Source organism: Pseudoflavonifractor sp. MSJ-37 (assembly GCF_018917965.1).
Taxonomy (GTDB): domain Bacteria; phylum Bacillota; class Clostridia; order Oscillospirales; family Oscillospiraceae; genus Pseudoflavonifractor_A.
The window spans coordinates 885,496-905,140 of record NZ_JAHLPP010000001.1; the positions used below are offsets into that span (position 1 = coordinate 885,496).

22 protein-coding genes are annotated in these 19,645 nt (G+C 61.3%); all 22 read right to left on the reverse strand.

Translation table 11 applies throughout. The features are described 5' to 3' along the window. The 22 genes from pknB to ispD all read right to left on the reverse strand — a co-directional run bounded on the left by pknB (position 1) and on the right by ispD (position 19,503). Positions 1-2,106, reverse strand: a complete 2,106-nt coding sequence (gene pknB, locus KQI12_RS04120; RefSeq protein ID WP_216570792.1) for a Stk1 family PASTA domain-containing Ser/Thr kinase — start codon at positions 2,104-2,106, stop codon at positions 1-3. Positions 2,107-2,121: 15 nt separating this feature from the next. After that, positions 2,122-2,856: a Stp1/IreP family PP2C-type Ser/Thr phosphatase gene (locus KQI12_RS04125; protein WP_253290797.1), complete on the reverse strand. Its 735-nt coding sequence runs from the start codon at positions 2,854-2,856 to the stop codon at positions 2,122-2,124. Positions 2,857-2,939: 83 nt separating this feature from the next. Next, positions 2,940-3,971 (reverse strand): 23S rRNA (adenine(2503)-C(2))-methyltransferase RlmN, encoded by a 1,032-nt coding sequence (gene rlmN, locus KQI12_RS04130; RefSeq protein ID WP_216570794.1) that lies wholly within the window; start codon positions 3,969-3,971, stop codon positions 2,940-2,942. A gap of 16 nt (positions 3,972-3,987) precedes the next feature. Continuing rightward, positions 3,988-5,316, reverse strand: coding sequence for a 16S rRNA (cytosine(967)-C(5))-methyltransferase RsmB (gene rsmB / locus KQI12_RS04135; RefSeq protein ID WP_216570796.1), 1,329 nt, complete (start codon positions 5,314-5,316; stop codon positions 3,988-3,990). A gap of 1 nt (position 5,317) precedes the next feature. Next, complete coding sequence (locus KQI12_RS04140; RefSeq protein ID WP_216570798.1) at positions 5,318-6,016, reverse strand: zinc metallopeptidase; 699 nt, start codon at positions 6,014-6,016, stop codon at positions 5,318-5,320. Between the two features lie 30 nt (positions 6,017-6,046). Then, on the reverse strand, positions 6,047-6,970 hold the full coding sequence (gene fmt / locus KQI12_RS04145) for a methionyl-tRNA formyltransferase (RefSeq protein ID WP_216570800.1): 924 nt from the start codon (positions 6,968-6,970) through the stop codon (positions 6,047-6,049). 4 nt (positions 6,971-6,974) lie between these two features. Continuing rightward, positions 6,975-7,460 (reverse strand): peptide deformylase, encoded by a 486-nt coding sequence (gene def / locus KQI12_RS04150; RefSeq protein WP_216570802.1) that lies wholly within the window; start codon positions 7,458-7,460, stop codon positions 6,975-6,977. An 18-nt stretch (positions 7,461-7,478) separates the two neighbouring features. Further along, a complete protein-coding gene (gene priA, locus KQI12_RS04155; RefSeq protein ID WP_216570804.1) occupies positions 7,479-9,962 on the reverse strand; it encodes a primosomal protein N' in 2,484 nt (827 codons plus the stop codon). 79 nt (positions 9,963-10,041) lie between these two features. Then, a complete protein-coding gene (gene rpoZ, locus KQI12_RS04160) occupies positions 10,042-10,239 on the reverse strand; it encodes a DNA-directed RNA polymerase subunit omega (RefSeq protein WP_216570806.1) in 198 nt (65 codons plus the stop codon). A gap of 35 nt (positions 10,240-10,274) precedes the next feature. Beyond that, complete coding sequence (gmk, locus tag KQI12_RS04165) at positions 10,275-10,898, reverse strand: guanylate kinase (protein WP_216570808.1); 624 nt, start codon at positions 10,896-10,898, stop codon at positions 10,275-10,277. Continuing rightward, positions 10,895-11,164, reverse strand: coding sequence for an extracellular matrix/biofilm regulator RemA (gene remA, locus KQI12_RS04170; protein ID WP_216570809.1), 270 nt, complete (start codon positions 11,162-11,164; stop codon positions 10,895-10,897). Before remA ends, gmk begins: the two co-directional genes overlap by 4 nt. Positions 11,165-11,178: 14 nt before the next feature. After that, positions 11,179-12,057 carry a YicC/YloC family endoribonuclease gene (locus tag KQI12_RS04175; RefSeq protein ID WP_253290799.1) on the reverse strand — a complete coding sequence of 293 codons (879 nt, stop codon included), beginning with the start codon at positions 12,055-12,057 and terminating at the stop codon, positions 11,179-11,181. 113 nt (positions 12,058-12,170) lie between these two features. Then, positions 12,171-12,686, reverse strand: a complete 516-nt coding sequence (locus tag KQI12_RS04180; protein ID WP_216570810.1) for a hypothetical protein — start codon at positions 12,684-12,686, stop codon at positions 12,171-12,173. Position 12,687: 1 nt separating this feature from the next. Beyond that, positions 12,688-13,299, reverse strand: coding sequence for a DnaJ domain-containing protein (locus KQI12_RS04185; protein ID WP_216570811.1), 612 nt, complete (start codon positions 13,297-13,299; stop codon positions 12,688-12,690). Then, a complete protein-coding gene (locus KQI12_RS04190) occupies positions 13,296-14,180 on the reverse strand; it encodes a DUF5685 family protein (RefSeq protein WP_216570812.1) in 885 nt (294 codons plus the stop codon). Before KQI12_RS04190 ends, KQI12_RS04185 begins: the two co-directional genes overlap by 4 nt. A 2-nt stretch (positions 14,181-14,182) precedes the next feature. Beyond that, positions 14,183-14,605 carry a SoxR reducing system RseC family protein gene (locus tag KQI12_RS04195; RefSeq protein WP_216570813.1) on the reverse strand — a complete coding sequence of 141 codons (423 nt, stop codon included), beginning with the start codon at positions 14,603-14,605 and terminating at the stop codon, positions 14,183-14,185. Between the two features lie 45 nt (positions 14,606-14,650). Further along, a complete protein-coding gene (locus tag KQI12_RS04200) occupies positions 14,651-15,892 on the reverse strand; it encodes a YbbR-like domain-containing protein (protein ID WP_216570814.1) in 1,242 nt (413 codons plus the stop codon). Next, complete coding sequence (gene cdaA, locus KQI12_RS04205; RefSeq protein ID WP_216570816.1) at positions 15,870-16,757, reverse strand: diadenylate cyclase CdaA; 888 nt, start codon at positions 16,755-16,757, stop codon at positions 15,870-15,872. The genes KQI12_RS04200 and cdaA overlap by 23 nt, the downstream gene beginning before the upstream one ends. 194 nt (positions 16,758-16,951) lie before the next feature. Next, positions 16,952-18,079: an aminotransferase class V-fold PLP-dependent enzyme gene (locus KQI12_RS04210; protein ID WP_216570818.1), complete on the reverse strand. Its 1,128-nt coding sequence runs from the start codon at positions 18,077-18,079 to the stop codon at positions 16,952-16,954. Then, positions 18,076-18,330 (reverse strand): DUF3343 domain-containing protein, encoded by a 255-nt coding sequence (locus KQI12_RS04215; RefSeq protein WP_216570820.1) that lies wholly within the window; start codon positions 18,328-18,330, stop codon positions 18,076-18,078. The genes KQI12_RS04210 and KQI12_RS04215 overlap by 4 nt, the downstream gene beginning before the upstream one ends. Positions 18,331-18,391: 61 nt before the next feature. Continuing rightward, a complete protein-coding gene (gene ispF / locus KQI12_RS04220; RefSeq protein WP_216570822.1) occupies positions 18,392-18,865 on the reverse strand; it encodes a 2-C-methyl-D-erythritol 2,4-cyclodiphosphate synthase in 474 nt (157 codons plus the stop codon). Continuing rightward, positions 18,862-19,503, reverse strand: a complete 642-nt coding sequence (gene ispD, locus KQI12_RS04225; RefSeq protein ID WP_253290801.1) for a 2-C-methyl-D-erythritol 4-phosphate cytidylyltransferase — start codon at positions 19,501-19,503, stop codon at positions 18,862-18,864. The genes ispF and ispD overlap by 4 nt, the downstream gene beginning before the upstream one ends. Positions 19,504-19,645 lie beyond the last annotated feature (142 nt).

A 19,645-nucleotide genomic window follows, 5' to 3' on the forward strand; every position in this document is an offset into this window, starting at 1 on the left:
TCAATAGGAATCCAGCGGGCGGCTCTCCACGAGCTCGCCATTGACGATGACGCTCACCAACTCGTCGCCGTCACCGGTGACGGGCACGTCCAGCTTGCCCAAGCTCACAGAGACTTCCTGCTCCGGATAGACGTCAGAATCTCCCAGCATGACCCGGACCCGGACAGTCTCTCCGCCAACGCTGGAAAGGTCGACTACGATCGTCTTAGAGACCCGGCTCTCAGAAGGCGAAGCAGACGTAGAGGGCTGTTCCGGAGCCGGACTCGGAGTGGCGGCCGGCGCAGGCCCCTTGCTGACGATCAGCGTGAGGCTGGCCCCTTCCTGGACTTGCGTCCCAGCCTCGATGGACTGATCGATGATGAGGCCGCTGGCCACGACGGCATCATACTCATATTTATAGGTCACATCCAGACCATCCAGCATGGTCTGGTCGATCCGCTTCAGACTCAGGCCGGTCAGAGGTGGGACGGTGATCGACTTTGCAGCCTTCCCACTGCTGACGACGACCGTCACGGTCTGGCCCTTGGTCAGGACCGTATCCGCCTCGGGATCGGTACGGATCACATGCTCCTCCTCGATGTCTTCCGAGGGCTCGGTGGTAGTCTCGACCTCCAGCTCCAGGTCCTTCATCTGCTTCAGGAGCTGAAGGGCATACCCCTGCTCCTCGTCTACCAGATTAGGCATGGTCTGATCCTCCCCGTCGGTGCCCTTGCTGAGCTGGACGGTGATGACCCGGTTCTCCTCTGTATCCCGGAGGGCAGCATTCTCTTTGGGAGACTGAGTGGCGATGGTCCCTTCCGGATAGGAACTGTCGATCGGATCCCCGACCTCTTGTATCGTAAAGCCTCCATCCTTCACAGCATCCAGCTGCATGGCATCTTCGATGGTATAGCCCAAGAGGTTCGGGATGGTGATATCGTGGCCGCCCTGGAACGTATCGCCCAGAATGTTGACGAGGAACACACCGATACCGATCAGGAAGATCAGGATCGCACCTGCGGCGGCGATGATCGGCCAGCGGTTGGGCCGCTCCTCCAACTCGTCCGGATACCGGTCCTCTTCTCGGGATACATCATAGCGGGGCGGTGGAGTCCGCCGGCTGTTTCCACTGCTCCCAGTCCGGGGGATACGTTGGGTGGCGTCCTCTGCCTCCATGGGCCGGGCGGGCCGACGGCCGCCAGTCATGGCACTGGGCGTATTGGCTCCGATGATCTGAGTGGGCTCATCCTCTCCGTCCATCAGCCGGATGTCCTCTGGAAGATCGAAACTGATGCTGGGATTGCGGCGGAATTCCTCCAGATCGGCCAGCATAGCGTCGGCAGAGATATAGCGCTTGTTCACATCGGAGGCCATGGCCTTGAGGGTGATCGCTTCCAGTGCCTCAGGGATATCCGGCTCCAGCTCCCGGGGAGAGAGCGGGATGGAGTTGATGTGCTGGATCGCGACTGCCACTGGGGAGTCACCCTCATAGGGCAGGCGGCCGGTCAGCATCTCATAGAGGACCACACCGGCGGAATAGATGTCCGAGCGGGCATCGATATGGCTTCCTCTGGCCTGCTCCGGAGAGATATAGTGGACAGAGCCAAGTGCCTCCTGCGTCATGGTGTTTTGACAGGCGGAGGTCAGCCGGGCGATGCCGAAGTCGGCCACCTTGATGCTCCCGTCCCGCAGGACCATGATGTTATGGGGCTTGATGTCCCGGTGGATGATGCCGCGGGAGTGGGCATGGGAAAGCGCCTTCATGATCTGGATGATGAAGTGCAGGGCTTCCTTCCAGCTCAGCTTCCCGCCCCGGCGCTGCATATACTGCTTGAGCGTGATCCCGTCCAGCAGCTCCATGACGATATAGTCCATGTCCCCCGATGTGCTCACGTCGTACACTGCCATGATATTGGGATGCGAGAGCATGGCGACGGCCCTGGACTCATCGTGGAAGCGGCGGCGGAATTCCTCGTCCTGGGCCAGGTCGTCCTTCAGGATCTTGATAGCCACCAGACGGTTGAGCCGGTGATCACGGCCCTTGTAGACCACGGCCATGCCGCCGGTCCCGATCCGTTCCAGGATCTCATATCGATCATCGAGTAATTTCCCTATGTATCGATCCATAGTCATTACCCTCCCTTACTCATACTGAAAGAGGACACAGGTCACATTGTCCGGGGCGCCCCGGGACAACGCGATGTCCAACAGACGGCGGCACGCGCCCTCCACTTCGCCTCCATGGAGGACCTCATAGAGCATCTCCTGGTCGCTGACCACATTAGAGAGCCCATCTGAACACAGGAGCAGGTGGTCGCCCGGCTCCAGGGTCCGGTGGAACAGATCCGCCCGTACGTGCTCTTCTGTCCCGAGCGCACGGGTGATCAGGTTCTTCTGGGGATGGCTGCGGGCCTGTTCCGGGGTCAGGTCGCCCCGGCGGACCATATCCTCCACCAAAGAATGATCCCGGGTCACCTTTTCGATGCCGACGGAGGAGATGAGATAGGCCCGGCTGTCTCCGATGTTCAGAAGATAGGCCTCCTTCTCCTCTGTCAGGACAGCCACCATGGTGGTGCCCATCCCACGGCAGTCCGGGTCCGTCCGGGCCCGGCGGTAGACCGCCTCATTGGCGCATTCCGCGCCCTGGCGCAGGAACGCTTCCGGATCGTCCGGCGTCCCCGGCGGAAGCTGTTTGAGCGCCTCCACGAAGGACTCGACCGCCAACATACTGGCGATATTGCCCGCCCTGGCGCCGCCCATGCCGTCGCACACCAGTCCGACGGCCAGGTTTCCGGAAAGGACATCCAGATAATAGGCGTCCTGGTTCTGCTGCCGCACACAGCCTCTGTCTGTGATCCCCCATGCTTTTATCATCATAGAAGCCTTCTTTTCCGCAGTAGATTTTCTCTCCACCATCCCACGCGGACCGGGATGGGACGCATCGCCGCGGCGATGCGGGGTCAGCGGACGCCCTGCTCCAGCATCTGCTTCCGCCGGAGCTGACCGCAGGAGGCGTCGATGTCGCCGCCGAGCTTCCGCCGGACGGTCACAGTCACGCCGTGGGACTCCAGCCGTTTCTGGAAAGCCGCCACCCGGCGGCTGGGCCGCAGGGGGCTCTCCTTCACTTCATTGAGCGGGATCAGATTCACGTGTCCAGGCGTCCCCTTGAGATGGCGGGCAAGGAGATCGGCCTGCCAGTCACTGTCGTTGACACCGTCGATCATGGCGTACTCATACGAGATCCGCCGTCCGGTCTTTTCGAAATAACGCCGGCAGCTCTGGAACAGCCGCTCTACGCCTACGCTCCGGTTCACCGGCATGATCTTGGAGCGGGTCTCATCGTCTGGCGCATGGAGCGACACAGACAGAGTGAGCTGGAGCTGTCGGTCGGCCAGCTCATCGATCCGGTCCACCAATCCACAGGTGGACAACGAGATATGGCGCATCCCGATGTTCATGCCCTCCGGGTGGTTCACCAGTTTCAGGAAACGCATGACCGTGTCGAAATTGTCCAACGGCTCGCCGATGCCCATGAGGACGATGTTGGAGATCGCCGCACCTGAGTCGATTTGGGTGAAAAGCACCTGATCCAGCATCTCTGCCGAGGTCAAGTTCCGCACTTTGCCCGCCAGCGTGGAAGCACAGAAGGCACAGCCCATCCGGCATCCCACCTGAGAGGAGATACACACAGTATTGCCATGCTTATACCGCATCAAAACCGTCTCGATGCAGTTCCCATCATGGAGGCGCCACAGATATTTGATGGTGCCGTCCAGCGCGGAGACCTGTTTGCGTTCCACTGTGGGCGGAGCCAGGAGACAGCGCTCCTTCAGCTGTTCCCGGAGGTGTTTGGAAAGGTCGGTCATCTCATCGAAAGAGCGCACGCCCCGGTGGAGCCAGCGGAACACCTGTTTGGTCCGAAAGGCGGGCTGGTCCATCTCTTTCAGAAAGAGAGCCAGCTCGTCCATATCCATGGATTTGATATCGATCATAAGTACAGTCCCTTTTTCACGCCCTCCGGCGCAATTTTGCCAAGAAAAAACCATCGGTCCCGTGGATATGAGGCCAGAGGGTCAGCATACCGCTTTCGACCGGTCCGATCGGTCCAGCCGCCTGAAACGGCTCAGCCGTAAAGTCCAAATGGCCGTCAAGAAAGTCCGATACGATGTCCTCGTTCTCCCGCCGCAGGAGCGTACAGGTAGAATAGAGCAGGACACCGCCGGGAGCCACATAGTGGGAGACGTTCTCCAGGATCGCAGCCTGAATCGGCGGGAGGCCGGACAACGGTCCCGGATCCTTATACCGGATATCCGGCTTCTTGCGGATGATCCCAAGACCCGAACATGGGACATCGGCCAGCACCACGTCGAACCGCTCCAGCCAGTCCTCCCGCCGCTCCCGTCCATCCTGGACGGCAGTATGGACGATCGTTCCAAATCCAAGCCGTGCCGCGCCGGTCTGGATCAGTCCTGCCTTGCGGGGGTGGATGTCGCAGGACCAGATCTCCCCCTGCCCCTCCATGAGGACTGCCGCGGCAAAGGTCTTGCCGCCGGGGGCGGCGCAGGCGTCCAGCACCTTCTGCCCGGCTTTTGGCGCGGCTGTCATCACAGCCAGCCGGGCGGCGGCGTCCTGGATGTAGAACGCGCCATCCCGAAACAGGTCCAGACGCTCCAGGTCCCCTGTGCCGCTCAGGAGCAGACAGTCCGGGAGCCATGGATGGAGTTCTGCATCCACGCCTGCCTTACGGAGGGCGTTCAGGACCTTACCAGTCTCATATCGGACCGTGTTCACCTGAGCCATAGTGGGTGGAGCTTCATTGTCCGCCGCCAAAAGGGCTTCGGTCCCTCTCCCCTTCAGTGCAAGGTCGAATTCCTTTACGAGCCATGCGGGGTGGGAATAGCGAGTGGCCAAATCTGTGGGCGGAGCCAACTCCTCCCGCCCCCGGATCAGATTGCGGAGGATGGCGTTCACCATGCCGGCCGCCTTGGGGTTCTTCGCGTGCTTCCGAGCCAGAGAGACCGATCCATCCACCGCCGCTGCATCCGGGATCCGATCCAGCATCAGGATCTGGTAGGCTCCCAGTCGGAGGCAGTTGCGGATCTTCGGCTCCAGTTTTTCCAACGGGAGCTTGGAGAACTGGGCCAGATACCAGTCCAGGAGCATCTGCTCCTGCTGAACGCCGTAACAAAGCTTGGAAGCCAGTCCGCCGTCCCGGCTGTCCAGTCCGGCCTCCCGGATCGTCCGTTTCAGGTAGTTGTCTGACCAAGCGCCCTGCCGCTCACAGGCCGTCAAGGACAGGAGCGCGGCCTCCCGCGCTGTTTTCGCTGTTTCTCTCATCTCAGTCTCTCCTCCGCCTTCCATTCCCGGCAAAGGCCAGCAGAAACCGCAGGAGCTGGGCCAGGGACACCAGCAGCGCGGCTACATAGGTCAGCGCCGCGGCGCTCAGGACCTTCCTGGCCCCAGCCAGCTCGCCGCCCTCCAGCAGATAAGCGGCCTCGAGCGTTTCTAATGCCCGGTGGGAGGCGTTGAATTCCACCGGAAGAGTGACCAGCTGGACCACCACCGCCAGAGAGAAGAGCAGGATGCCGACTGCAAAGAGGGGCTCACTGTACAGGAACAGGCCCAGCAGGATGAACGCGATCGACAGTTGAGATCCTATATTGCACACTGGGATGATGGCACTGCGGAGCTTGATGGGGCCATACCCCACGGCATATTGGACGGCATGCCCTGCCTCATGGGCGGCAACGCCGATCGCGGCCACACTGCTGGAGCCATAGACTCCATCGGAAAGCCGGATGGTATTGCATCGCGGGTCGAAATGGTCGGTGAGACGACCGGAGACACGCTCGATCGTGACACCCATGACCCCGTGGGCCCGGAGCACGGCCTCTGCCGCCTCCGCCCCGGTGAGTCCACGGGAGGACCGCACTGCGGACCAGCGGCGAAAAGTGGAGTCCACTCGCCACTGGGCCCATGCCGCGATCAGCATGGCCGGCATCAATATGGTCCAATAGGTCGGATCATAGTAAAACATGAGTGTCCCCTTTCTGGGCGCTCCGCTCCATCAGGAGACGGAGAGCGGATGCCCGCGCAGATAGTCGGCGGCCTTCATCCGCTTCTTTCCGGCCGCTTGGAGCTCCAAGATCCGCAGGACTTTCCCGTCACCGCAGACTATGTCGATGCCAGACTTGCCGGCGGCCAGGATCGTGCCAGGTGCGGCAGAGGCCGTCTCTCCGGGGAGCGTAGTCACGAAGAGCTTCATGGGCTCGCCAGTGATGGCCTCCGTCACGGCGGCGGGCCACGGCAGCAGACCGCGCACCTGATCATGGATGGCTTGGGCCGGCCGGCTCCAATCCACAGGAGAAAGCTCACGGCTGAGCATGGGGGCAAAGGTCACCTGAGCAGGGTCCTGAGGGGTCCGGCCGGCCGTGCCGGCGGCGATCTCCGCTACCGTAGGAATCAGCAGTTCCCCACCCATCTCAGCCAGACGCTGATAGAGGGCGTCCGCATCCTCATCCGGGCCGATCGGCGTATGGACCTGAGCGATGATATCACCTGCATCCAGCTCAGTAGCCATGTACATGATCGTCACGCCAGTCTCAGCGTCCCCGTTCAGGATGGCCCAGTTGATCGGCGCCGCGCCCCGATACCGAGGCAGGAGCGACGAGTGGACGTTGATGCAGCCGAATTTGGGGTAGTGCAAGATCTCATCCGGCAGGATCCGGCCATAAGCCGCTACCACGATCAGCTCGGGATCCAGGCTCCGGATCTGCTCCAGGGCGCTCCCATCCCGGAGCTTCGTTGGCTGGAACACCGGGATGCCGTGGGCCACAGCGTGCTCCTTCACCGGCGGGGCCTGGAGCTTCATACCGCGTCCCTTCGGCTTGTCCGGCTGGGCGAACACACCCACCACTTGGTGGCCCGCATCGATTAGTTTTTCCAGAGAAGGCACCGCGAATGCGGGGGTGCCCATGAAAACGATCCTCATATCTTCACTCACGCTCCATCAAGGCGTCCAGTTCCTTCGTCGTATAGAGCCGGTCGGTGTGCTCCGTGAAGAGATGACCGTCCAGATGCTCCAGCTCATGGCAGAAGCACCGGGCCACGATCTCCTCACCGGAGACCTCGAACCAGTTCCCGTTCCGGTCCTGAGCCCGGACCTTGGCCCGCATGGGGCGCTTCACCAAGCCCCAGCGGCCGGGGACGCTGAGACAGCCCTCGAAGCCCTCCTGCTCGCCATCTGTCCAAATGAGCTCCGGGTTCACCAGTTCCAGCATCTCGTCATTGGAGTCCACCACGATCACGGCCCGGCGAAGGATGCCCACCTGGGGCGCGGCCAGACCGGCGCCATTGGCGTCCGCCAGCGTCTCCTTCATATCGTCCAGGAGCCCCCACAGGCGCTCATCGAACACGGTGTAGGGCCGGCACACCTTGTGCAGGGCCGGATCCTCATCCGTCAAGATCTTTCTCAGTGCCATTTCTCTCTTCCTCCTAGGTCAATCTAAGGGGTCGGCCTCCGCAGTCACGGATACGCCCCGATTTTGTTTATCTTTCTGCGCACAGCAGACCAGATGGGCGATCAGCGCCCGCGTCTTTTTGTCGTTCCGTCCGCTCAGCGTCAGACGATAGCGGTAGCGGTCATTCACTTTGGCGATAGGGGCGGGGGCAGGGCCTAATACTTCCAGCCCACTGTCTCGACAGGCGGGCTGATGGAGCCAGTCCTCCAAACTGCTCCGCAGGCGCATACAGGCCCGGAGCACAGCACTCTCCTCCGGTCCGGACGCGCCGATCGTGAATAGATCCCGGAAGGGCGGACAGCCTCTCAGCCGCCGTGTCTCGATCTCCTGGGCATAAAAGGCGTCATAGTCCTGGGCCGCCGCCGCCAGGATCACGTCGTTCTCCGGCGTGTAGGTCTGGATGACCGCCCGCCCGGCCTTGGCGCCCCGGCCCGCCCGGCCCACTACTTGTGTGATGAGTGAGAACGTCCGTTCCGCCGCCCGGTAGTCGTCTACATAGAGGGACAGATCGGCGGCCACGACGCCTACCAGCGTCACATTGGAGAAGTCCAGCCCCTTCGCTACCATCTGGGTCCCCACCAGGATCGGCACCTTCTCCTTCTCGAACCGGGAGAGGAGCTTCTCGTGGGAATGGGTAGCAGATATCGTATCAGCATCCATACGCATCACCTCTGTCCCTGGAAAGAGCTGTTCCAACTCCTCCTGGACCCGCTGGGTACCGGTGCCGATGAAATTCAAAGTCCCGCCGCAGGAGGGGCAGATCTCCGGCGCTTTCTCCGAATGACCGCAGGAGTGGCACATGAGCCGCCCGTTGGCCGAGTGATAGGTCAGATATACTGAGCACCGGGGACAGGTAGGTACTTCCCCGCACTCCCCACAGGAGAGCATCCGGTTAGCGCCCCGCCGATTGAGGAACAAGATGGACTGTTCTCCCAGAGCGATGTTCCGGGCCAGAGCCTCCCGGAGCGGCCGGCTGATCGACGTGCCGTTGCCCGCCTTCAGTTCCTGCCGCAGATCGGCGATAGTCACTTGGGGCAATGCCTGCTCGTTGTAGCGGCGGCGGATGGTGAACAGGTGATAGGGGCCGTTTCGGGCCCGGTACATAGTCTCGACAGACGGAGTGGCCGACCCCAGCACTAAAAGTGCGCCGCGCTGAGCACAGCGGTACTTGGCCACATCCCGGGCATGGTACTTTGGGACCTGTTCTGAGTGGTAGCTCCCCTCCTGTTCCTCGTCCAGGATCACGATGCCCAGATCGTGGATCGGGGCGAACACCGCCGAGCGGGTACCGATGACTACCTTGGCCTGACCGGAACGGACTCGCTTCCATTCGTCATACCGCTCTCCCGCCCGGAGCGAGCTGTGGAGCACCGCGATCCCATCACCGAAATGGGCGGAGAAGATCCGCAGGAGCTGGGGCGTCAGCGCGATCTCCGGGACCAGGACCATAGCTCCTTTCCCTCGTTCCAAGCTGGCCTGGATGAGGCGGATATAGACCTGGGTCTTCCCGCTCCCGGTGACGCCATAGAGGAGCGCGGCGGCCGGCTTGCCGGACTGAGCCAGCGCATCCAGTCCCTGGAACGCTGCCTCCTGCTCCTCATTGAGCACCACCGGACCGGCAGGCTCTACCGGTGTTTCTGATGTTGCCCTGCGGAGGATCTCCCGGCGCTCTAATGTGATGATGCCGCTCTTCTTCAAAGAGCGTATGGTCTCCTGAGAGGCGCCTGTGAAATAACAGAGCTCCTTCACCGAGGCCTCGCCCATGGCGCAGAGAAGCTCCATCACGGCATAGCGCATGGGAGCTGACTTGCGCCGGGGCGTCACTTGTGCCAAGGCATCTTCTGGCGGGACTGCCAATACAGCGACCCGCTCCGTCTTGTCACCAACGCCCCGGGAGGCACTGGTCTCCAAGGCCAGGATGCCCTTGTCCTGGAGCATCTTCAAGGCGGGCCCCGGGTCTCGGGTCCCGAAGGCCGCCCGGATGGCGCCCCGCTCCATGCTCCCGGCGGCACAGATCATCTCCACGATGGACTGGGCGCGGCTGGACTGCCCAGCCGCTTCCCAGGCCGCCTCCCGGTCTACACCGGGAGCCAGCCGGAAGCGGTCTTGAAGGGAGAAATAGAGTCCGGCAGGAAGCATGGCCCGGGCGGCGTCATATACAGTGCAGAAATACCGTTCCCGCATCCAAATCGCCAGTTTGAGGCTCTCCCGGTCCAGTACCGGCTGATCGTCCAGCTGGGTCAGGATCGGTTTGCACCTATCTGATACCGTCTCCAATGTTTCGATGGCCAGAACGATCCCCTCGGTCCTGCGGTTCCCAGCTCCGAATGGGACGATCACCCGCATCCCGGGGCGCAGGCTCTCCTGAAGTTCCGGCGGGATCAGATAGGTATAGGGCTTATCGATGGCATAGGTAGCCGCTGAAAGGGCCACCTGAGCGGCCATAGACGCTCCCGTGCCCATGCTCCCGCCCCCTTCTGTCTGGATTTCGGAAAAGGCAAGCGCCGGGGCTTCCGCCCCAACGCTTGCCCCTTGTCTCTCCTTATTCCTCTGCCTGAGGCTCGACCTTGCCGTCAGCCACCTCACGGATGGCCAGCGTCACGGGCTTGTCCTCCAGATGGATTCCGTTTTCCTCGGCCTCATTGGCGATCTGGCGGGCCCGCTGGGCCACCACGTTCACCAGCATATACCGGCTGGGGATCTGCTCCAACAGTTTGTTCATAGGGGGATAGAGCATCATAAAACATCAAACTCCTTCTCGTTCAGTTTCAGATATCAGCGGTCTGTGGAAACATCATCCACCAAATGGAGGCGGTTCCGGGTCCGACAGTCCTCGGCCGTCATGATGGAGACGATCTCCGCCGCCGCGTCAGACACCTTGTCATTGACCACCATGTAATCATACTGGGGGATGTGCCGATATTCCTCTCGCGCCTTCTGGAGGCGGCCCTGGATCACGTCCTCCTGGTCCGTGGCCCGGCGGTGGAGCCGACGGGAGAGTTCCTCGAAGGAGGGCGGGATGATGAAGATCAGCACGGCCTCAGGGCACTTGCTCCGCACCTTGGCCGCCCCCTGGACCTCGATGTCCAGCAGGACATCGATCCCGGCATCCAGCTTGTCCTGGATGACCTTCAGGGACGTACCGTAGTAATTGCCTACATATTCGGCATATTCCAGAAGCTCGCCTCGTTCGATCATCCCTTCAAAGGTATCTCGGGAGACGAAGTTATAGTTCACGCCATCCGCCTCGCCGACCCGCGGCTGACGGGTGGTGAAGGACACGGAGAAAAACAAGTTGTCCCGCTCACTCATCAACTCAGCGATCACAGTGCTCTTCCCTACGCCGGACGGGCCGGAGAGCACGATAAGCTGGCCCTTGTTCTTTTTCTTTCGTATCATTCCATATCCTCCTCCGGATCAGGGCTGGTCTCCTTCCCGGTCAAACGTCCCGCTACCGTCTCCGGCTGGAGGGCAGAGAGCACGATATGATCACTGTCCATGATGAGGACGGCCCGTGTCCGGCGTCCGTATGTGGCGTCGATGAGCTGTCCACTGTCCCGGGCCTCCTGTATCATTCGTTTGATCGGCGCGGAATCCGGGCTGACGATCGCGATGAGCCGCCCAGCCGATACCATATTGCCAAAGCCGATATTGATGAGTTTCATAGACGCCCTCCAGGTCACTCGATGTTCTGGATCTGCTCACGGATCTTTTCGATCTCGCCTTTGATATCCACCACATAGCGGGCAGTCTCGATGTCACTACACTTAGAACCGATGGTATTGGCCTCCCGGTTGAACTCCTGGATCAGGAAGTCCAGTTTGCGGCCGATGGGGCCGTCGCCGGAGAGCATATGCTCCAACTGGGACAGGTGGCTGCGCAGACGGACAGTCTCCTCATCCACTGCCACCTTATCGGCGAAGATGGCCGCCTCCGTGAGGATCCGGCTCTCGTCGATCTGGGTGCTCTGGAGCACGTCAGTCAGCTTGGACTCCAGCTTAGCTCGATAGTCCGCCACGATGCCGGGAGAGCGCTCCTCCACCTTTCCGGTGAGGTCTGCGATGACCGCGGCCCGGTCCCGGACGTCCTGGACCAGTTTCCCGCCCTCGCGGATGCGCATAGCGTCGAAGTCCTCCAAGGCCGTCTCCAACACCTGGCACAGGTCTGCGGCCACCGTCTCCAGATCTTCCGGGTCCTTTTCCACCAGGAACACATCCGGCATCCGAGAGAGCAGAGACACCGAGATATCGTCCTTCAGGCCATAAGTGTCCCGCAGGTCGCAGAGAGCCTTGTAATAACCATCCGCCACCGGCTTGTTGACGGAGACGGACACATCGCCGCTCTCAGAAGGACCGATGGTCACGAACACATCTGTCTTACCCCGGGAGATATGGGCCTGGATCCGAGTTTTGATCGCGTCCTCGGCAAACACATAGATCCTGGGCAGCTTGATGGCACAGTCCAGATAACGGTTGTTGACGGAGCGGATCTCTACGGTGATGGTACGGCCGTGGAGGACCGCCTCTCCCCGTCCATAACCGGTCATGCTTTTGATCAAAGGGCTTCCCCTCGTTTCTCTTCAAGTCTGTAGATGGGCAGTCGCCTCGGGCGAGCCGGGACAGCCGACCGCTATCAATTTATTATAACAGGATCGTTCCCGCTTGCAAACCCTCATTTCCGCAAAGTACGATGGATCCTTCGGATATAGAGCCAAATAACGCCGGATAGGCCGTGGTCATAGGCCAGAAAAACCACGTTCCCAGCCAGATAGACCGGCAACGTGCCGTTCAGGACCGCCGGCAGGAGCGGCAGGAACATGCTCTTCAGGGTCAGCCAGAACAGGGTGAGCACGCCATTGAAGAACGCCAGCTTCAGGAAGGACTCCTTCCACCATACACCGCATCGCTCCGCCAGAGATTTGACCAGAGGATAGATCCCGAAGAAGAGCAGGTAGAGCAGGGCGCAGCCCTTGTCCGGCACCAAGATCAGGCCCAGCAGTCCTGTACAGCCGTAACAGAGAAGCCCGGCCCGGAGACCGCCGCCGGAGACCGCCGCGGCTGCCGGCAGGATGCCGGACAAGGCCGTCAGTCCCAGCCGGCCAGTCGGCATGACAGACGCCCCGCCCAATACGATCAGAGATAAGGCGGCGAACAGGGCCGTCAGAGCCAGACCACGCGAACGAGACATCTCAGTAGCCTCCACAGCCGCCGCACAGACAGTTCAGACACAGCAGACTGGTACAGCAATCGCAGGAGTCGATGGCCCCGCCGTAGCCGTAAGGACGATAGACCTGTCCCGCGTTCTGCATCATGGCCAGTGCCTGGCGGTATTCCCCGTTGGATGGATCCATTTGACAGGCCATCCGGAAGTGCTGCATGGCCTCGTCCAACCAGCCCTTTCGATAAGCGATGCTCCCCATGAGGAAATGCCACTCAGCATCCTGCGCGGGTGCGGTCCGCAGAAGCTGTTCCGCCCGGATCAGATCGTTCATATCGATCGCCTGACGGGCCTGCTGATAGACGGTCCCGCCGGGGCGGCTCTGCTGTTGATAGCCGCTGCTCTGCTGGTAGGAATAAGAGGAAGACTGACGTTGGGCCTGATAGCCGCCGGAGGACCTCTGCTTGGTGATCGTCTCGTAGGCCTCGTTGATCTCTTTCATCTTTTCCTCCGCCAGATCGGCCAGAGGGTTGTTCTGATAGTTGTCCGGATGATACTTCCGCGCCAGCTCCCGATAGGCTCGTTTGACCTCTTCATCGGTGGCGGACGGGTCTACACCCAAAACACGGTACGGATCGCTCATCGTTCCATTCTCCTATGCTTGAAAGGATGGTCCCTCCGCCTGCCGTCCCGGTCGGAGACGGACCGCTCTACTGCGGGAAGGCCGAGGAACAGGATGTTCTCTATGATGCCCCGCCAGTCTCCCAGCTCCAGCAGGGCACATGCGCCCGCGGCCAGGTTCCTGGAATGGCGCAAGGTCAACTCTATCTCTTCTCTATGCCGCTCCGGACCATCCGGAAAACGCAGGAGCAGAGGATTGTAACTCCCGCTGCTCCGGTCCTCCTCCAAATCGTCCAAAGCATCGATCAGGTAGATCCAGCGCCCCACATGGTAGAGAAGCTGGTCCATGGACCGGTCCCGGACCTCGCCGCCGCTGATGGGCGCGGCGGCCTGGAGGAGCCGGGCGAAGGTATCCGCAGTCCGGTCCAGAGAGGGACACCCATCCCGTTCCAAGTCGTGGAGCTCGTCCAGACAGTGTTCCACCGTCTCTGTGAACTCCGGCCAGCGGGCGGCGGCCTTCCGATAGGCCGGACGAAGCAGACGGGATAGGCATCGGCAACCGATCCGTTCCGGGAACGTACCGTCCAGGATCCCATCCCGGAGCTTCCAGTAAGTCAAGATCACGCTCTCCCCCGCCGCCGTATCCATGCCGGGGGCCGGCTTCGTACAGGGCTTCCGTCCACACCACAAGCGGGCCGGACAACGGCATCGATACAGTTCGGTCCGCTCCTCCGCCGGAAGGAGGAGCATGGCCAGGAAGGTGAAGTCATAGTTCAGGAACATCCGGGCCGTCAGTCCGTACTGCCGCCCGATCGTATCGCACAGCCCGCAGTAGGCCGCACGGTAGTGCTCCCATTCCCACACCTTCAATTCGCGCCGCAGGGGCCTTACGTAGCCGAACATCCTCAGTCCAGGATAGCCGTGATGCAGAAGGCAGTCAGCTTCTTCCGCTTGACGACCCGATTGACAAGCACTGCCGCGATGATCCCCGCCGCGAATCCAACTCCGCCGGCCGCCATAGCATAGGTCTCATTCTGGAGGAGCCAGCCGACCGCGAAATATCCCACGAAAAAGAGGAACAGCGGAAGCAGATAGACGACCGCGGCGATCCCCAAGACCTGTCCGCTCTCGCTCTCCACCTGGACGCTGTCGCCAGGCTGGGCATGGATGGGATTGGCGGCCCGGGCAGTCACCTCGCTCTTGACCATCAACTCACTGCACCCGCCCCCACACTGGGAGCAGTCATGACCGCAGGCGGACTTCCGGGGGACGGCGATCTCCGCCATCCCGTCGCTGAACACTTTCTTCACTGTGGCGATCTGCTTCATATGATCTCGTTCCTTTTTTATTCGATGATATCCTTTTCGTATGAGTCAGGCGCGTTTCACATTGACCACGATCTTATAGTCTGTGCCTACGACGCCAACATCACTGCTCCCGTCCAGATAGACCTTGACGGGGACGGTCTGACTGCCGCGCCCGGCGTCTTTCAGATCGGCCACCGCACGGAGCTGAGAGGGTATGACGGCACTCACCGCATCCTCTCTGCCTCGGACTTGGACCTGGATGGACAGCGTCACGGCTTCCGCTGTATAGCCGTCCGGCACGTTGATGAACTGGATGTCGTCCACCTCCAGCGTCCGGGTGGTCAGCCCGCGGATCTTGACCGTCACAGTGGCCTCGCTGACGCCGCTGACGTTCTCCAACTCCGTACCCACGTCTATCGGGAAGGTCAGGCTGTCCTGCGTGAACACCTTCTGCAGGTCCACCTGGCCCAGCACGATCTTTTCTACGGAGTCCAGTGCGGACTCGTCGCCGGAGACGGTGATGGTCCTGGGGGAGATCTCGATGTCCACATCATCTTGGGCAGCGCCGCCTCCGTCTAGGATATCCACCGTCAACGGGATCTCCTTGAGCTTCACCACAGGCAGTGTCACATCCACCGTATCCACATTGGCGGTCAGATGGAGGGCATCCATGTCCAGGACCTGTCCATCGAAACCGATCAGCTGGAAGGGCATAGTACCGGTATAGGTGGCGGACAGAGGCTCGTCGTCCCGGGTGATGACCACCTGAGCGTGGTCCACCTTGTTCACATTGGCCTCTTCCCCGCTGATCGTGATGCTGCCGGGGGTGATGGAGAACTCGCCCAACTGGAAGCCGTCTGCCACCTCACCATTGAAGAGTCCGCGGATCTCCACCTCACGGTCGGACCGGCGAGCCACGGTATAGGAGATGTTCTGCATACTGCCCACGATACTGAAACTGCTCTGCACCACGCTATTTGGTGTGTTGAGCTGATAGCCGGTGGTATAGCTCCCGGCGCTGGTGACCTTGGACACATCCACCACCGCCGACACGGCTCCCTTCTCCATGAGCTTGAGGGCCACGCTCCGGGTGGCCTTGATCTCCAGATCCAAGGTCTGCTCCGCGCCCTCGGAGATCATGAGCCCCCGCTCTTCCAGCGCGTCTATATTGGTATAGACCACTGGGATGTTCCGGATGATGTTGATCTCTTCCTGTCCGTTCTCACTGCCCACGGTCAGCCACAGGAAGAAGGCCGCCACGAAGGACAGGAGGATATAGAGCCATTTACTTTCCTTCATCTTCTCCATCACGGCTCCCTCCCTTCTTGCTCTTCAGCAGGCTGAACAGCTTGAACTTCTGGCCCTCGTCCGGGGCGCGTTCCGGCAAAAGCTCATTGCGCAGGAGTCGGTCCAGCGTTTCGGGGGCCAGATGGCGCTTGAGCATGCCACCTACCGCCACAGAGATGGAGCCAGTCTCCTCAGAGACGATGGCCACTACCGCGTCGGTGTGTTCGCTGGCGCCGATGCCGGCCCGATGGCGCATGCCCAGATCACGGGACAGGTTCACGTTGCCGGACAGGGGGAGCACACAGCCCGCCCCCACGATCCGGCCCTTGCGGACGATCACCGCGCCATCGTGGAGCGGCGCTTTGTTCCAGAAGAGGTTCTTCAAAAGCTCACTGCTCACAGAACAGTCCAGCGTAGTACCAGTTTTGATGGAGTCATCGAAGAGGTTCTTTCGCTCGAATACCATCAGAGCGCCAGTCTTGCTCTTAGACAATGAGGCATACGCCTCCACCGTCTGCTGGATGGCGTGCTCGATCTCATCTGGAGCCTCTTCTTTGTCGAACATGTTCCAAAGGCGGTTGTTGCCTACCTGCTCCAGCACCTTGCGGATCTCCGGCTGGAACAGGACCACCAGAGCCACGACGCCCCACTCGACCACCCGGCCAAGGAAGAAGCTGACTGTGTTCAGGCGGAGCATCTGGGCCACCCAGAGGGCGGCCAGCACCAGGATGACCCCCTTGGCCACCTGCCCGGAACTGCTTCGGCGGACCAGCATGATGATCTTGTAGATCACGAAGGTCATGATCCCGATGTCGATCAGATCCGTGATATGGATCAGACGCAGATAGTTCAACAGTTCCTGCGCGAACTGGTACACATATTCCATAGATGTTCTCCCATCCTGGCAGTAGGGCCAGCTTGTGGTGGACAGATGCTCCGTACCGAAACATCCGTCCCTCCGTTCAAATCATTATACTGTTTTTCCACGCTGATGGCAATACCCTCCGCAGATAGGGAGCGGCCGGAATACCACTGTGACAGCGTGTTTTCCGGCCGATTCGTAAAATATTTTCAAAAAATTCACATGCGCCGCCGCAACCGCTCCAGTGACCGGACCAGATGATGGAGTTCCTCCTCCCGGCTGAATGCCGAAAAGCTGATCCGCACTGTGCCCTCCCGGAAGGTCCCGGCAGTCCTGTGGGCCAACGGCGCGCAGTGGAGCCCGGCCCGTACAGCGATGCCCATCCGGCCAAGACGCTCTCCTGTCGTCTCACAGTCCATGTCCTGACACTGGAAGGAAAGGACTCCGGCCTGCCCCATACCGTGGGGCGCGGCATATACCGTCGTTCCAGGAAGATGCCGCAGGAGCTCTGCCGCCTGGGCGGTCAGGCCGGCCTCATGTTCCAGGATCCGCGCCGGGCCGGTACGCGCCACAAAACGAAGCCCTTCCAGTAGTCCGGCGATGGCCGGCATGGCGTGCGTCCCGGCCTCCAGACGGTCCGGCAGGTCTTCCGGCATCCCAGGCAGAGCCGAGGCGCTCCCGGTCCCGCCCTCCAGGATGGTGTCCGGATGGTCTGCTCCGCAGAGCAGGAGCCCGCTCCCCTGGGGTCCGTACAAGCCCTTGTGTCCTGGCATGGCGATGAAAGCCGCGCCAAGCCCCTCTAGTGACACCGGCAGGATCCCGGCAGACTGGGAGGCATCCAGCACGAAAGGCACGCCCCGTTCCCGGCATAGAGCGGCGATCTCCTTCACTGGAAGGATATGACCGAACACATTGGATACATGGGTGCAGATCACAGCGGCCGTGTCCGCTGTCACCGCCTCCCGGAATTGCCGCAGGAGGAGCTCCGGCCGGAACAAAGGAGTCTGGACCGCCAGCACATCTGCACCCAAGGCTGCCAGCGGACGGGTGACCGCATTGTGCTCATAGCCGGAGATCACCACCCGGTCTCCGGGGCGGACCAAAGTTTTGATCGCGATGTTCAGCCCGTGTGTGGCATTGAAGGTGAAGATCACCCGTTCCGGGGCAGATACCTGGAAGAGACGCGCCGCCAGCGTGCGGCATTGGTAGGCCGTGTCCGCCGCATGGGCGGAGGCTGGATAGGTCCCCCGCCCCGGTGTCGTCATGGTCCGGACAGCCGCTGCCATGGCCCAGGCCACCTCCGGAGGTTTCTGGAGCGTGGTAGCCGCATTGTCGAGATAGATCATAGCTCTACCTCTTTATAACTGCCATCGCTCTCTGCGATGAAGACCCGCTTCGGGCTCAGTCCGACACGGGCTAGGACCAGGAGGGCGCCGGCCAGGTTTCGCTCCGCGACCTTGACCGAGTATCCGCACCCCTCCCCGGCGATGATCTTGGGCGAACGCAGGATGTGCGCGCCGATCCCTACCCGCTCCAGAACAGACGCTGTCCGTTGGGCATAGGTCAGGGAGCGGCAGACGATAAGATAGTAGACCATGGTGCAACGCTCCTCTCGCCCCAGTCTATGCGGCCGGGACAGGGGGCGTCACGAGCGTGGATCAGTCCTCTTCCAGAAGGCAGACCGCATGGGCGGCCATGCCCTGTCCGGCGCCAGTGAAGCCGAGCCCCTCTTCGGTAGTGGCCTTCACGTTGACCCGGTCCACATCAACGCTCATATGAACGGCCAAGTTGGACCGTATCTGCGGGATGTGAGGCGCCAGCTTAGGGCGCTGGGCCAGGATAGTGGCGTCCACATTGCCCACATGAAGGCCCTTAGAGCACAGCATCTCCATGACCCGGTCCAGCAGGACCAGGCTGTCTGCCCCCTCATAGTCCGGGTCTGTGTCCGGGAACGCATGGCCGATGTCCCATAGTCCGGCGGCGCCCAGCAGGGCGTCCATCACCGCATGGGTCAGCACGTCCGCATCCGAATGCCCCAGCAGCCCCTTCTCCCAAGGGATATCCACTCCGCCCAGGATGAGCTTTCGGCCCTCCGTCAGCTGATGCACGTCATATCCATGTCCGATCCTCATCTGTTCCCCCTCCAGTCCAGCAGGGCCTCCGCCAGGATCAGATCCTCCGGCGTGGTCACCTTCAAGTTCGCATAATCGCCCTCCGTAAGGCAGACCTTCATGCCCAGACGCTCCACCGCCGAGCAGTCGTCGGTGAGCTCTGCACCCTCATCCAACGCCTTCGTCAGCGCACCCAAGATCAGTTCGTGGTCGAAGACTTGGGGCGTTTGTACCGCAAAGAGCCTGGTGCGGTCCGGAGTTCGCTCCACCACACCGTCCACCGCTTGCTTGATCGTGTCCTTCACCGGGACGGCCGGTGCGGCCGCGCCATGCTCCTGCGCTTTTCGGAGGACGCAGTCCAATACCTGCTGACTCACCAGAGGCCGCGCTCCGTCGTGGATGGCGATCAGCTCCATCTCTGGGCTGACCTCTCGGATGCCTCGAAGTACTGACTCTGCCCGGGTGGCGCCGCCCACGACCACGCACTTGATCTTGGAGAGGCCGCTCTCCTGACAGAGCTGGCTGATCGGCACGATCTGATCCTCGCGGGTGACTACTATGATCTCATCGATCCCCGGACACGCATCCAGCGCCCGCAGGGTGCGGATCAGCAGAGGCACTCCCCCCAGAGGGAGGAGCACTTTGTCCTGCCCTTGCATCCGGGTCGAGGAACCTGCCGCCGGGACGACCGCCGCACACCGTTTCTCTTCGTATTTTCGTCCAAAAAATCCTTTGAACCATCCAGCCATATCCTATTTCCTCACTTCCTGACGATCGATCTTGCAGATGATAGGAACGAAA